General features: G+C 40.3%; 14 protein-coding genes and 1 pseudogene. 2 read left to right on the top strand and 13 right to left on the bottom strand.

The window, feature by feature from the left end; genetic code table 11:
- Nucleotides 1–181: 181 nt before the first annotated feature.
- From A9239_RS14690 to mtrE, 9 genes are all read right to left on the bottom strand, one after another.
- A complete protein-coding gene (locus tag A9239_RS14690; RefSeq protein ID WP_048120290.1) occupies nt 182–1,291 on the bottom strand; it encodes a hypothetical protein in 1,110 nt (369 codons plus the stop codon).
- A 1,434-nt stretch (nt 1,292–2,725) separates the two neighbouring features.
- A complete protein-coding gene (gene mtrH, locus A9239_RS14685; protein ID WP_048120288.1) occupies nt 2,726–3,676 on the bottom strand; it encodes a tetrahydromethanopterin S-methyltransferase subunit H in 951 nt (316 codons plus the stop codon).
- Between the two features lie 13 nt (nt 3,677–3,689).
- A complete protein-coding gene (gene mtrG, locus A9239_RS14680; RefSeq protein WP_011306266.1) occupies nt 3,690–3,908 on the bottom strand; it encodes a tetrahydromethanopterin S-methyltransferase subunit MtrG in 219 nt (72 codons plus the stop codon).
- Between the two features lie 13 nt (nt 3,909–3,921).
- Nucleotides 3,922–4,143, bottom strand: a complete 222-nt coding sequence (locus A9239_RS14675; RefSeq protein WP_048120286.1) for a tetrahydromethanopterin S-methyltransferase subunit F — start codon at nt 4,141–4,143, stop codon at nt 3,922–3,924.
- Entirely contained in the window at nt 4,143–4,865 is a 723-nt protein-coding gene (gene mtrA, locus A9239_RS14670; RefSeq protein ID WP_048120285.1) for a tetrahydromethanopterin S-methyltransferase subunit A, read from the bottom strand. Before mtrA ends, A9239_RS14675 begins: the two co-directional genes overlap by 1 nt.
- A 1-nt stretch (nt 4,866) precedes the next feature.
- Complete coding sequence (locus A9239_RS14665) at nt 4,867–5,193, bottom strand: tetrahydromethanopterin S-methyltransferase subunit B (RefSeq protein WP_048120283.1); 327 nt, start codon at nt 5,191–5,193, stop codon at nt 4,867–4,869.
- A complete protein-coding gene (gene mtrC, locus A9239_RS14660) occupies nt 5,190–5,993 on the bottom strand; it encodes a tetrahydromethanopterin S-methyltransferase subunit MtrC (RefSeq protein WP_048120281.1) in 804 nt (267 codons plus the stop codon). The genes A9239_RS14665 and mtrC overlap by 4 nt, the downstream gene beginning before the upstream one ends.
- 1 nt (nt 5,994) lies before the next feature.
- Nucleotides 5,995–6,747 carry a tetrahydromethanopterin S-methyltransferase subunit D gene (gene mtrD, locus A9239_RS14655; protein WP_048120279.1) on the bottom strand — a complete coding sequence of 251 codons (753 nt, stop codon included), beginning with the start codon at nt 6,745–6,747 and terminating at the stop codon, nt 5,995–5,997.
- Nucleotides 6,744–7,652, bottom strand: a complete 909-nt coding sequence (gene mtrE / locus A9239_RS14650) for a tetrahydromethanopterin S-methyltransferase subunit E (protein ID WP_048154306.1) — start codon at nt 7,650–7,652, stop codon at nt 6,744–6,746. Before mtrE ends, mtrD begins: the two co-directional genes overlap by 4 nt.
- An 809-nt stretch (nt 7,653–8,461) precedes the next feature.
- Here mtrE and A9239_RS14645 point away from each other — a divergent pair.
- Nucleotides 8,462–9,271 carry a sugar phosphate isomerase/epimerase gene (locus A9239_RS14645; RefSeq protein WP_048154309.1) on the top strand — a complete coding sequence of 270 codons (810 nt, stop codon included), beginning with the start codon at nt 8,462–8,464 and terminating at the stop codon, nt 9,269–9,271.
- Nucleotides 9,272–9,344: 73 nt separating this feature from the next.
- Here A9239_RS14645 and A9239_RS14640 read toward each other — a convergent pair whose 3' ends face one another.
- The gene (locus A9239_RS14640) at nt 9,345–11,264 is read right to left on the bottom strand and encodes a sodium:solute symporter (RefSeq protein ID WP_048120273.1); all 1,920 of its coding nucleotides are present in this window, start codon (nt 11,262–11,264) and stop codon (nt 9,345–9,347) included.
- Between the two features lie 1,096 nt (nt 11,265–12,360).
- On the opposite strand from A9239_RS14640, the gene A9239_RS14635 reads away from it, so the two are divergent.
- Complete coding sequence (locus A9239_RS14635; protein ID WP_048123285.1) at nt 12,361–12,966, top strand: TOBE domain-containing protein; 606 nt, start codon at nt 12,361–12,363, stop codon at nt 12,964–12,966.
- Between the two features lie 230 nt (nt 12,967–13,196).
- Here A9239_RS14635 and A9239_RS20615 read toward each other — a convergent pair whose 3' ends face one another.
- From A9239_RS20615 to A9239_RS14620, 3 genes and pseudogenes are all read right to left on the bottom strand, one after another.
- Complete coding sequence (locus tag A9239_RS20615; RefSeq protein WP_080943660.1) at nt 13,197–13,328, bottom strand: universal stress protein; 132 nt, start codon at nt 13,326–13,328, stop codon at nt 13,197–13,199.
- Nucleotides 13,329–13,483: 155 nt separating this feature from the next.
- Complete coding sequence (locus A9239_RS20610) at nt 13,484–13,624, bottom strand: hypothetical protein (protein WP_230669134.1); 141 nt, start codon at nt 13,622–13,624, stop codon at nt 13,484–13,486.
- A 338-nt stretch (nt 13,625–13,962) separates the two neighbouring features.
- Nucleotides 13,963–14,288, bottom strand: a pseudogene (locus A9239_RS14620) (COG1361 S-layer family protein); the annotation flags it as partial.

Genomic DNA, 14,288 nt, shown 5'->3' with positions numbered 1-14,288 from the left:
CTTTATTTTACCCCTTAATTTTTTCAATTGAGTAAATTAAAATATTTTAGCAATTTTCGGGTTCTGGCCAATAGATCTTTAAACTCCAGTAGACCTTTGAACTTCTTCAGGTTATTAGGATCAGGTTATTAGATAGGTTATTAGAGTTAGGTTATTAGAGTTAGGTTATTAGAGTAGGTTATTAGGGCTCTTCCATTGATTCCATCAAATATAAATCTGAACTGTCAGGTTCCTGCTCCTGGAAAAACCGAAATACAATCATGCTTGAATATGAAAATGTTTCAAAAGGTGAGCCGTTTTCCCTAAATATGTTTGAAAAATACTTCACAAGATTACGAATAACCCTTTCATCTTTGAAGTCATGAAAAATGGTTACTGATTCGTTTCCAGTTTCAAGGGAGATTTCTATATTTTTGACAAGCTGAGTTGCAAGGTACATTTTTCTAAAATTAACCAGCAAGTCCGGAAGAGTCATGTCACATATCGACTGTTTGCAAAGACGTTCAAGGATTTTTGTCGGGTTTGGGACTTCTCCAGTTGCAAAAACTTCAAACTGGCTCCGATGAAGAGTCACAAGGTTGAACCTCTCAGCATTATAAGTATACATTAGCTGAGTCCAGAATTCGGTATTGTCGTCCAACTCCTTACATAAAACATCAAGATATCCGAAATGCTTTCGGATTCCGGGCATGATCTCGCTTGATGAGATAGAGGTATTTCTTTTGAAAGAAATCTGGGTTGAGTTTGATCTCCTGAAAACATGCTCAACGTCAAGATGTTTCCATTTGGAAAGGAAATGAGCTACCAGCTGAGCAAAAAAGTCTCTACTGTGCACTGTCGAGTTGGAAATAAGTACCAGTGCAGATTCAGGATTATTAATATCTTCGCACTTTATTGAAGTTTGAATTACCCATTGATAGCTTCTGGAAACCCTATTAAGGTAATCTTCGAGTTGTTTCATATCCTGAATCTCAAATGGATTGATAAGCTCATTAACAAGCTCTTCATCCGTAATCCTACCCTTTGTACACCTAAACAGCCATTCCAGCATCGTTTTATTTATAACGATATTTTCTCCGTTCTGGATTGTCTCGTTTAACTCTTCTTTTGCAGGAGTTTCTTTTAAAAATCGAATTGCTTCATCAATACTTTTATGATATAAAAGAGCTGTATCCGCAACTTCAATGGTATCCCTGACTGCAGCACTCAAATTTCCATTATTGGCATCCAGAAGGGGCTGTAACTTTTTAAGGTATTTATCATCCAGGGAAATGTTCTTTCTGATCAGCATATTTCCACCCGATAGATCCGGTTTCCTGGCTATTTATGCTATGATCCGTTTTGATACCCGTAATATCAGAACTTTTTATGGTTTCTGGTTAGCTATTGAAAGACATTTTTTTCTAAAGCAGTACACCATGAATCCTAAAAGTTCTTATTTAGGGCTCTATTTATAGTTCTTATTTAGGTTTCTATTTATGGTACTGGTAAGTGCTACCGAATATTAAATCTTTCTATTTATTACTACTATTTGATGATTATAATTAAAAGATGTTCCATTCAAAGTCTCAATTAATTTTAAAATATAATACAATACTGTCATCTCTATAAATTCCGTCAAATTGCCTGGATGTATATTTTTATATACTGTTTTGCTTTTGAAACTTAAATAAGTTTTTCATAGAATGTTAAGCTAAAAGCTTGACAAACGATCCGAAACGAATGGTACTGGTTCACAACTCTTTATATATATATGTTAAGAAAGTGTACAATATGTACCTTAAAAATATTGGGATGTAAGTTGGACTGCTATAACCTGGAAGATTGCATTATTGATTTCACCCTATCCTTATAGTTTACTTAACCTTCAATTATCTACCCGAATTTAATTTCGAGGACATAGGTTGACATGTTAATGTTAAAAAGCCGTGAGTTTCTGAGTAGATTGTATAGCTCCTGCTTAAGCGCAGGGTAAAAACTCACAGGTTATTACAATTTTCCTGAGAACTCACAATCTTCAGAGGTGATAACAGTCCCAAAAAGCGAGTTTGGGAGTGGTTTCATAGTACCTGGCAGGTTCAGATCGGATTATTTAGCCAGCCAGGGACTTTTCTCCTGAGAAAAACAGAAGCTTTTTCATTGGTCATCGGTTAAGGAATTTTCTTGCCTGAAAGCTATCGATTTTGCACTGGAAGTCAGCCTTATATTTTGGCCTATTTACATGAAATCAATACCTTGTTCCAGCTCATAACTTATTAAATTATTTGGCAAATGTTGAGGACATTGACTTAATTTGTCACGAATTCCCACTTAACCGAAGACGCATTGAAGTTTTTTTAATATTCTCATCCTTTCCGTTCTAGCTCATCCATAACATATTTTTTTGCCCACAAATTCATATTTTTCTTCACCTGGCATTATTTTTCTCTGGCTTATCAAAAAATGCTATTTCAGGTACATCTGGAGATTATGCTCAAAAGTAGGCAAAAAAAGCGTTTTCAAGTAGACAGGCAGAATATCCTAAAAGTAAACAATCTAAATATATATTTTTTTAAGGTGATGCCGAGAATTAAAAGAAAAAGTACTGAGGACAGCAAAAACCAGAAGATCAAGAATAAGAACCTTAATTAGCTAAAAAACTACAAAACTTTTTAAAAAAATAAAGCAAAGGAAAATTTCCTCTGCTTTTGAGTCCTGAGACTCTCTGTAATTTTCTCCTTTTTATTTATGTCAGCTTGGTTACCGGGTGGTTTTCCAGGTCTGCGATCTCGACGCCAAGATCCTTTGCAGTTTCTCCAAGCATGATGTCTACCATTGCAACTGCTGGGAAAATCTGGTTGACGTTCTCGATAGGTCCGTAAAGGAGGTAGTCAGAACCTGCAATCTGGGCTACCAGGTTGGTACCAATGTCTGTAGGCATGTAGATTGCCTTGGGGTCAGGCTGAGTCTTCTTGAATTTGCGGAGCCAGTCCCAGGCTGAGGCCATGTTGTGGTATCCGCCACCGATTGGCAATCCGAATTTTGCTTTCAGTGTGGGTATCGAACGGATTGTAGGACCGGAACCTGCACCAAGAGGCATTGCAGCGACGTCGATTAAGGGATACTTGATTCCGCATTCTTTTGCGACCTGGAGCATACCCTTGGTCTGTCCGGAACCACCGACTTCAAGAATGTCCATCTTTCCTTTTACGGTCGGGTCGGTTGCGTTGAAGGCAAGAACGATTGCAGATTCCACATCACTTTCTGTGAGGACATCGATTTCTTCCTGTTCAATACTTGCGTTGATCGAGTTGTGGATTGCCCTGTCTGCAACACCGATTTCAGTACAGTACTGTGCTGCGGCTGCACGCACATTTCCGGCTGAGGAGTCGATCAGGAAGGGAGTCCTGTCGTCAATCTCAACGAACCAGTCAATATAGCGCTTGATTGATTCGGGAGTTTCTCCTACAATCTGATTTACGTAGGGGTTTCCAGTGGCATCGCTCAGTGAGACCTGGGTGTTCCAGAGGGTTTCTGCAGCAGCTCTGTCGAAAATACCCTTATCTTCATCAGTCACAATCTTGTGCCTTGCATAGAACATCGTACTGACTAACACGGTTGGGAATTCACCCGGCTGTCCGCCGAATTTAACTCCACCGATTTCAAAAACTTCCTGTTTCTTGTCAAACTTGAACATTTTGATCCCTCACTTACATGAACATTGATGATACCACAGTATATATCAGGAAGAGCAACAGGCCAATAAATCCGCCGTACAGAATTCCAATATCCCTTCCTACTTTCTTTCCGATTTTTTGTGCAACTTCACTGTTGACAAACTCAATCTTTTCATCTATCTTATCGAGCCTTTTCATTACTTCGTTAAATTCACCTGGCTCTACAAATGCTGCTGGTGCTTTTCCATCCATGTTATTTCACCTCTCACCAGAACAGTAACGGGAGTACAATGACCATCAGCAGCGAAAAGAGGAAACCTGCTGCAAAGCCGGCCATCCCGGTAGCCGCAACCCCGGAATCCAGCTTCTGGTTTCTCGCAATCAACTGTGCTCTATATCGAATACTCTCAACAGTAGCATCAATTGCTCCCATCTGAGGGGCAAGCACCATTGGGACGCCTTTATCGTATTCTTCTGCCATTTTCATTACCTCCCTAGCAGTAATAATCCAAGCAGGGATATGGTTATTGTCAACCCTATCATGGCGCCTTCGATCTTTCCTGCGTGAACTCCTGAGTGGAACTTGTTCAAGTTTCCTATATCCATCATACGGGCTTCAATTGCCTTCAGTCTGCCGCGGATAACTGCAATTTCCCCGGAAACCGGCCTGACAACACCGCCTTCTTCTTCTTCTTCGCCTTCCTCACTGATCTCCACGATCATAGGTTCTGCATCAAAAGCACCCGGGTCTTTTGAGGCGAGTTCTTTCACTTTGGAGGTTATGGCACCCATATCCTCGGTATCAAGAAGGTTGACAACCTGAACCTGTTCCTGGAAACGAGTAATTGCGTCTGCATTCAGGTTTTCCACATATGGAATTGCACCCAGTGCTCCTGAAATCCTGTTGTCTTTTACACCGTTTGCATGAAGGCTCATTATTGACTGACCGGTAATGTGCCCTTTAACCTCAGAGCCGGTCACAAGCAAGTACCTGATGTTAGGGTTTGAGATAATGTGAGCAACTACCTTTTCAATACCGAGATTTTCGGTTTTACAGGATCCGGTAACGGCTGCTCCTGCATCAAGGATTGACCCGCCTGGAAGATGTGACCCGCAGGTAATTACCAGTACACAGTTTTTGACATCGCCTACTTCATATTCTCCTTTCAGGATAGGCCATCCTGGGGCTGGTTCTCTTTTATCTGCCATTTTACACCACCCCTTTCATCAAACTTGCTATATATATGACAAGGGCAAGCAGCCCGCTGAAAGCAAGCCCTATAACGACTCCGTAGAAAGTGTTCCCATAAAATCCTGCCATATAGGAGGTGTTCTCACGGCCTGGCCAGGAGTTAAGAAGCGGCTTACTGGGCGAAAGGGAATTCACCAGATCGTCTGCAATTGCATCCAGTTTGTCCACTCTCTCAAATACGGATTCCATGGAATACTGAATCGAGTCTTTCCGTTCTTGTGTTATGGTTCCCGTTTCCGGATCCATAACTAAATTTAACTCGGGAGCTATTCTAACCATGCTCATTGTAGTTCCTCCGAACTAGGCAGCATACCACTTCCAACCACTGCATATGCATCTCTCTTAATAAGTGCATAGTGCTTGCTGAAAGCGACATACCAGATGACAATTCCTATAAGCATGTTTAAGCCAGCAGCCATTAATCCTTCATGGAGTGAAGAGGCAAAGCCTGCAATTATTAATGCAATTGCTCCTTTTTCAACAGCAAGCATAAGGGTTCTGTCCTGCGTCTCATCAGGTCCCAGGCTAGCGTTGAAGGGGTGAAGGATTCCCATACCACCTATTATAAAGATCAGTGCAATGTATCCGTTTGCAACGACATATTGGACAACTGAAGCATAATCGAAGGATCCAGCAATGACAACACTCAGCCCGAGAATTACAAGGGTTCCTGCACATGAAATCTCTACCATTGCCTTTTCCATTATGGGGATGCCCATTCCGATTACTTTGTTTGCAAGGGCACCAATAACGCCACCTATGATTGCTGCTACAACGACGGCTACTATAGGCCCTGCAGGGCCTCCTATTGAAAGTCCGAAGAGAGCTGCTAAAATACCCATACCAAGGGCAAGCATACCGATTGATGGGACACCTGTACCAAGTCCATAGCTTGCAACACGGCGAACCGCATCAGCACCCCAGACCGTTGCACAGATTGCTCCAAGACCTCCAAAGAAGGAATATGCTGGAGGTGCGAAATTACCAAGGTAGATTCCGACGAGACCGCCGACTATACCTAAAGCCATTATTGTTTGTGGAGGATATCCGCCTTTGGCCTCTCCTCCTGCTCCACCTGCAGACATATTAAATACCTCCGAGCTGTGCGATTGCAACTACCGCCACGATAGCACACAGTATTGTTGCTACGAGGGAAGAAACTACCGCCTTTGGCCATTTTTTGAATTTCGGATCGTGGAACCCTTCAATTGTACCTCCTATGTTATAGGAAGGAATTACAGCGTTCACAAAGAAAATACCTATTGCAAATATTGCTGCAACTGCTACAAGCTCATGTCCTGTGACCGAGTTGGTAACTCCAACCGCTTCCAGGCCTGCGTTCATACCCACTTCTATGAGTGAATAGTAAACAAGGGACCCTCCTAGTCCACCAAGGCCACCGCCTATAACTCCACTCACAAAACTTACTGTAGGAAGTCCATGCCCTTCAGTACCCTGGGATACATAAAGGTCCTGCCTGTACTTTGTAATAGGGTCAACCTTTACTTTTGCTGAAGAAGGCACAACACCCACACCATAAACATAGACCCAGGTACCGACAATCATAGTCACAGAGATCATGATCATTGCACCCACTGCGCCTGAAGCCAGAATCAGGGGGAGACTGTCTGTTACGTTCATCATGAAGCCTGCACTAACAAGTCCTGTCAGACCTGCGCCTGCTGCCAGCTGCACTGTACCGGTACCGATACCAGTTGCTTGAGCCATAGCTGCAGGTGCACCGCCCACAGGCACGAAGTGGACACTCCAGGAAATCAAAACGCCGCCGATTGTGATAAGAGCCATCCAGATGATATTTCCTAAGATAGCGTCAATCATGCTGAAGCCTCCTCAGCTTTATCTTCTTTATAAGGTCCATATGCTTTGCGGGCATAGACTTCCATCTTCCAGTTCCAGATAATTAAAATAAAGACAATAACAACGCCTGCAATAACAGAGAGCCAGCCAAGGTTCTTTGCAGGATCAAAAATAGTGGTTATCCAGCTTCCGAGGAATACAGTCATACCAAAAGCAAGCCCTGTGACAGGACCTCCGAACTTGGCACAGAACCAGGAGTTATCGAACCCATCCCTGAGACCGGATTCGGCATATCTTACAATGTTTCCTGAGTTTGAAGCGTTTAGACCAGAACCATATTCAAACTGCTGGAACTCACGTTCTGCACCGTAGTGAACGTCGCCTGTTGATGATCCGATTGCACCTACCGTGATACCCCATATAAAAGCCAGCATAGTTAGCGGGAATGGGTGTCCGAGTACAACGGTCATTAAGAACGATACCACTAGAATACAGAAAGTTGTTATGAACGCATATCCCATAATTGTTGGGATATGACTCCTTATCATATCAAGATAAATCGGCTGCTTGAACCGACTCTGACTGGCACATCTGCCCATTGTAGCAGTTACCGCAAAGGTTGCGTGCACACATGCTGCAATAAGTGAACCAAATACCAGTGCAAAGAGTGGGGACATGGTAAACTCACTTATTAATACTGTTGCAACGGCTGCACCAATCGAACACATTAATGCATTTGATGGTGGTTCTCCAGATATCGCTTTGTTAAATATTCTGTGGGGAAACATCATTTGGGGAGCTAACTGTACCTGAGAGTTAGGGTTACTCTGCGAACCGACATCAGATTCCAGGTCTTCCGAGGCACCTGCAATGGTCGCAGCCACTCCAATAAGTGCAAGCACTCCCATGCTTATGAGTGGTTCCATTCATTTTCCTCCTTTGTATTATTACATGTAATAAGGTGGATTCAAAAAACGCTGTACATTTTTTTAAAATCGTCTGCCATATCATTACAAAGAATTATGATTATGACGCGCGTTAATTTTTTGATTAGAGAGGATCATTCATAAACCTTTCGAAATATGTAGGCTTTTAAAATATTATTATATGCCTATATAATATATAATCAATTTTATAAGATAGACCGCGCATGTAAAAATAAACAAAGTCATATATTTATATAAACAAAAAAATTCTACTCATCCCAATATAATATAAAGATTCCGATTGTAACTAATGAATTTTTGTATTTATTTTTGGGAATATAATTATTAATTTTATATTAATAAGTTATCCCGATGTGGTTTTTATATTATTAATTTTTATAAAATATATAATTTATTAACTTTCTCGTTTATTTGAGATCAAAATAAAGTATGTTTTCTGTATCATACATAAACATATATTTGATACTGTTTATGCCTACAATCAAAATATATTTTCCACAAAAAACTATATACTTATTATAAAAACTACTCATAAATAAAATTGAGTTGTTCCGTGGGAAACATTTATTTATATATAAATATGTTGGCCGGGTTTGTTATATTAATACGGTAAAAACTGTTTGGCTGCAATTTAAGAGCTACTTACTGTATATTTTCAATTTTGCCTATCAAAGAATTAATTATTTTAGAAATTTGGCATTGGAATTTGGCTAATAATTTTAACTCACAAATTTAATTTAGGCATACATCAGAAAAGGATTTTTATATTTAGTTCCCTTGCATAATGTGTGATTTTAGGAGCTTCATCTTTTGCTGGCAACCCTGAGGATTTAAAGGAACATGTTGAATCCATAGAATTGTATATCCCCAAACTTGGGATCTACAATGGTTCGACACTTGAAATTGAAAAGCTTGATCGGGTACTTGACGATATCTCGATATATGATTTTGCAGTTACAGTTCACGCTCCTTACTTTGCTGGAGACTCAAAATATCCTTCAGCTCTCCAGCTTGATACTGCAAGAATGAGCGAGAGGGAATTTTCCCTTATGGAAGAATCAATCTCGCTTGCAAGTCGGGTCGAAGCCCCTGTAGTGGTGCTACATCCGGGTAGGATTGGACTTAATAAGGAAAAATCTTATATTTCTATGGTTAAAAACCTCAACAAGCTTGCATCCCTGGCTGAAGATTACGGAGTGACTCTGGGCCTTGAAAACAAGGAAGGTACAGACCCCTCGAACTTTTGCTGTGAGGCAAAGGAGCTTTCTCGGACCATAGAAGCTGTGAATTCCGAACACCTGAAAGCCACTTTTGATATAGGACACGCAAACCTTACCTGTGGCGGGGATCCTGAAAAACTCATGGAGTTTGTCCAGACCTTGCAGAAGCATATCATCCATCTTCACCTGCATGATAATAGTGGGCAGTGGACAGAAATGTACGATGGAGACGAGCATATGGCTCCCGGAGAAGGTTGCGTGGATTTTTCAGTCCTGAAACTGCTTTCGGGATATAGAGGCGTCTATAATTTTGAGGTATTCTCTCTCGAAGATCTTCTTTTTGGAAAAAAGACCCTTGAAAACGCCTTCAAGCTATAAGAAAGGATAAATTGTGAAAAAAAGAAGCCAGGGTTCGATCAGGAACCTTAACTCGTAGAAGTTTCTAACTAATTTAAATATAGTCAATTTTTACATTTTTTTGACCAAACACGTTTTTCAACTCTTCATAGGCCGTGAAAAGTTCTCTCTTCTGCGTTCCAAGGGTTTCAAGCCTGGGCTCTGCTTTAAGCCAGATATCTCTTTCTCCGGTACCCCTTGTAACTGCAACACAAGCAAGCATATCTCCATGAGTCAACCTGTAGACTGAATCAAGCCCTGTAGGAGTTACCCACGCGGGGGATACTACTTTAAGTTTTTCAGTTAGTTCTTGCCAGCTAAGATTTTCGGAAGTACGGAGATTGAGCTGGAGGTGTGCACGTTCTCCTGTAACTTTTTCGTTGAGATTTTTAAGGAAAGCGCTATATTCTGGATCCTTCTCATTGATTTTTCTCGTTTCAGAGCGGGAAAGTTCTTTTGCTTCCTCTTCAAAGAAAGGTGCAAGGTTAACCTTGCTTGATGGTTTTGTTATCAGGGAAACTCCAAAGAAAGCGATTGCGCTCAGAGACATTCCCACAATAACTCCGTGGCCCATGAGAATGGGGTGAATGCTTTCAAGATAATTAGTGGCAAGGGGTGGTGTATTTATAAGGTCCAGAGCCACAAGAGCTACCTGAACAATAAACCCTATTACCATACCTGCAAACGCTCCTTCCTTAGTAGCTCTTTTCCAGTACAGGCCTCCCATTAGTGGGAAGAAGTAAGAAGAGCTTGCAATGAAAGTTGCAATTTGAATGGCATCAAGAATATTAGGAATTATGAATGAGCCTACTGTTGCAGCGAGTATGATAAACAGTACACTGGCCCTGTTTACCAACATCATTTCCTTCATTGTAGCGTCTGGCTTTATATACCTCTGGTAAATGTCCCTCGAAATACAGGAAGCTCCTGATGTTGAAAAAGTGTCTGTACAGGACATGGAAGCTGCTGCAAGCCCGATTGCACTGAAGGCTACTACTACCGGTGCTGAGGCGAAACGCTCACTGACAAATGATAGAAGTGCGGGCTCTGCAGAAGCCATTCCTGCGGGGTAGCCCATCCCTGCTATTTCAGGGTATATATCGTTGAGAGCTATTGCAATCACAGCGCAGACTGCAAAGATCACAGTGATCATTAGAGCGCCAATTATCATTCCGGCACTGGCAGATTTTTCATCTTTTGCAGCCCAGACTTTCTGCCAGGGGTCCTGTTCTGTAATCCAGCCCGGAATTAAGGCGAAGGAAAAGATCAGAACCATGGGAAGGCCAATTGAAAAGGGGTTCCACCAGTCTCCAGAAACATTCCCGAAAAGCTGTGAAACGCTTATTGCAGAAGTGTTGAGACCTCCATTAGCGACTGTTCCTACTGTTGCAAAAGCCATTACTATTGTGAAGAGAGCAAGGAATGAAAACTGGATAGTATCTGTCCAGATAACTGCATACAACCCTCCGAGAGTTACGTAAAGGGAAACCGCAATTGCAACAATAGCTGCGGCATAGAGAGGGTCAAGACCGTAAAAAGTTTGCAGCACAAGGGAAAGCCCTGTAATGTCGGATACTGAAAAAAGAATCATTACGACAGTTATGATCAGGGCAATTGGCAATCGGACTATACTGCCATAACGCTGTTCCAGGAGTTCAGGTTGGGTGATTGCAGGTAAATTTTTGATTTTCTTCACAAGCACAGAAAGGAATAGGAGGGAAATGATGTTTGGAGCTACAAAAGCCCATATAGAGCCCATTCCCTGAAGCATATAATAACCTATGACTGCAAGAATTCCCCCAGCTGTCAGCCAGGACGCTGCAGCTGAAAAACCCAGGGCTGAGGGCCCTATCCTGCGGCCAGCAAGCCAGAAGTCTGTAATGGATTTCTGTTTATTATTGAAGTACCAGCCAATAGCCACAAGTCCGGCTATGTAGACTGAGAGCATTATAAGAAAAATATTATATCCATCCATAAAGAAACCTTCAGAAATATTAATTAAAGTGTGTAAGCCACTCGTTTTATCAAAATTTTTAGGACATTATCCAATTTTTGAGACATCGAATCTTATATTGACATCGTATTGACATGTAGATAAATAAACTTTTACTTTCATTATAATATTTATTTAGCTCTTTACTGTCTTATGGACTCTGTTTTTTCACCTGTACAAGTTAACTTGAATTAAAATCACATTTATTATTCTAATTAATATTTTTTGTTTGTATTTTTTTGTTTGTATTTTTTTGTTTGTATTTTTTTGTTTGTATTTTTTTGTTTGTATTTTTTTGTTTGTACTTTTCTTGTTTGTATTTTTTTGTTTGTACTTTTCTTGTTTATATTTATTTACTCTTTATTTTTATGTGTTTATTTTTAGTCTTTGGTAGTGTGCCGAAAGTTATGTAATAGGGCTTACACACTTGAGGAACAAAATCAATTATGGTAACGATTATGGAGTATAACCATATTTTATACAGTTGAAGGTTTAATGCTATTGATTTTTCAGTTCAACTGTATAAGTCCTATGTAAATTATTACTGACTCTGTATCCTTTTTCTTCGCTGTTCCTATGGGATTAGATGATTCTTAATTCAGGACCTCATTGGTTTTTATGAGGACATTATGAGGATAGCCGCACAAAATAAAGAAGAACCGAAATCTTCTAAAAATCGGTTGATAGTTGAGTAGCCAGCTTCGTAGAGTTTGAAAATATGCTAAATTACAGGGTATCTCTGTGGACAGCGGACTTCCAGGGACTAAAGTAAGAGTAATTATTCATGCTTCAGGGGATATTAAGGTAGTGAGCTAGTACATGCCTTTCTGATGCCTGAGAAACATAGTTTTAAGTAAAACTTCCGCACAATCCAGCATCAGAAACTCTCTACAGGGCAGAGTTACCGAATTCTGGATGCTGGAAACTCTTGTTTGGGTGAAAGTTGATTGTGGCGTTCTTCATAATGCTCTCATAACCCGAAATCAGCAGAGGAAATGGGTATCCTTCCTGAAGTTCCGGTGTATGCCCAGTTAAGGGCAAGTTCTGTCCATGTGCTCTGGTGTAAAAGGTGAAATTTGTGAAAGCAAGAACAAAGGTCTGGTTTACGGAAGACGGAAAGACCGTCATGGGTGCTGGAAGAGCTACGTTACTGAAGGCAATAGAAGAAGAGCACTCGCTTCGGAAAGCCTGTAAGAAGCTTGAGATCTCATATAAACAAGCCTGGATAGTACTTAAAAAAATGAATGAAGCCCTTGACGAACCCGCAGTCGTCACAGTGCGAGGGGGAAAAAATCAGGGTACCTTCCTGACTGACCTCGGAAGAAAGTTATTGGCTGAGTACGAGGCCAGTAAGCAGCTTATTAGTGAAACCATAGGGGATGAAACAGCCTGGGAAAACGTAAGCTTCAAGTTATCAGCCAGAAACCAACTCCCTGGTAAAGTGCTTGAAGTGAAGAAAAACGGGCTTGTATCTAAAATTACGATTGAAATGGAACCTTCAGTTATAACCTCAGTAGTCACTGAAGAAGCTGTAGAAAAACTTGATATCAAACCTGGAGATAGGGTTTACGCGGTCATCAAATCGACCGAGGTAATGGTTGCAAAAATTGTTGGTGAAAAAGAACCTGTCGGTGAAAAAGAACCTACAAAAATCGATTCAAGGGAGACAGATCGCTCCGACTGAATAATTATAACTCAATTTGACAGAAGCATACATTTTCCAATACATAGATGGAATTTGTATTTTTATCATTTCTCTATACTTTTTGCAATTTATAATTTTATGGCGTATTTTTAGATTTTTGTTATTCTTCGTTTTCTCAAAGATTTGTGCCGGTGCAATGAATTTCTTTTTTGTATCCAGTTTACACCTTTTAGTCCTGAATTCTGATTTATTCATTTTCTCAAAGGCTTCTAGTTGACAGAAAGTTCAGCTTTGCTTTTTACTCTGGACGACAGAACTGGTACTTTCGAGCTTCTTACTACTTTTTCTGCAACACTTCCTATTAGAAACCTTTCAAGTCCGTTTGCTCCAAGGTTGCCCATCACTATCAAATCAATATTGTTACCATCACTATCAAATCAATATTGTTATTTTCTGCAAAATCAATAATTTCACTACTCAGATACTCTTCTAAAAGTACCTCTCTAATCTCTACACCTGATGTCTCTTCAATCTTCTTAATTTTAGATACTGCTTTCTACTCATCACGTTTCATCATTTTATAAATTATTTTATAAATCGTTTCTTTACCAGCAGTCCAATTTTCAGAAATTGTAGAGTGTATATTTACCACGTAAAGAGCGTGGACAATAGCTCTGCTAAGTTTTGCAAACTCAATACCGTGAGAAATGGCCCTCTGAGTATTCTCAGATCCATCTGTTGCAATAACTATATTTCAAAAAAGTTATCTCTCCATATTTTATCCCCCATCCTATCCCCCCATCCACTTCACATAAAAATACCGATATGACAGAATCAAAATAATTTAGTTATAATAGACTAATTCATATACTCAATAGGTTTGAGCTTTAAATTATAATTATTCTTTAACAATTAAGGTAAGGTTCAAAAATTATAAAACTGCACGAAAAACCGTGCGGGTATATTTCAAAAAATAGAGGACTGTAGCCTTTTTAAAGGCTACGTGCATACTTTCTTTTTCTGTGTCTTTTTGTTTCAATCCTGTTTCTTTCTTCTGAACATGATAAAACAGACAGCTAGAACCATTGTAATGCCTGTCCCAAGCTCAAATCCAGGAAGAGACTGTTTTGCTTCCTTAACTTCGGTATTAACCTCGATAGTATCCGAAGTCTGGTCATGCCCGTCAGTATCTTCATAGAAAATTTCGCTACTTATAGAGTATGGCTTTGCGGTTGCAGTTTCATCTACATCCATATCAAAAACAGCAACTTCACTGTCTCCGGGTTTCAGAGTTCCAAGGTAAGCCTGGTCATCAGTGGTACTGAATGGATCAGATGCACTGATTCTAACAGTTGAATCTT

It is taken from the genome of Methanosarcina sp. A14 (assembly GCF_001729375.1).
Lineage (GTDB): Archaea > Halobacteriota > Methanosarcinia > Methanosarcinales > Methanosarcinaceae > Methanosarcina > Methanosarcina barkeri.
Note: the sequence above shows the minus strand (reverse complement) of the source record. Positions and strands in the feature narration are given on the sequence as shown.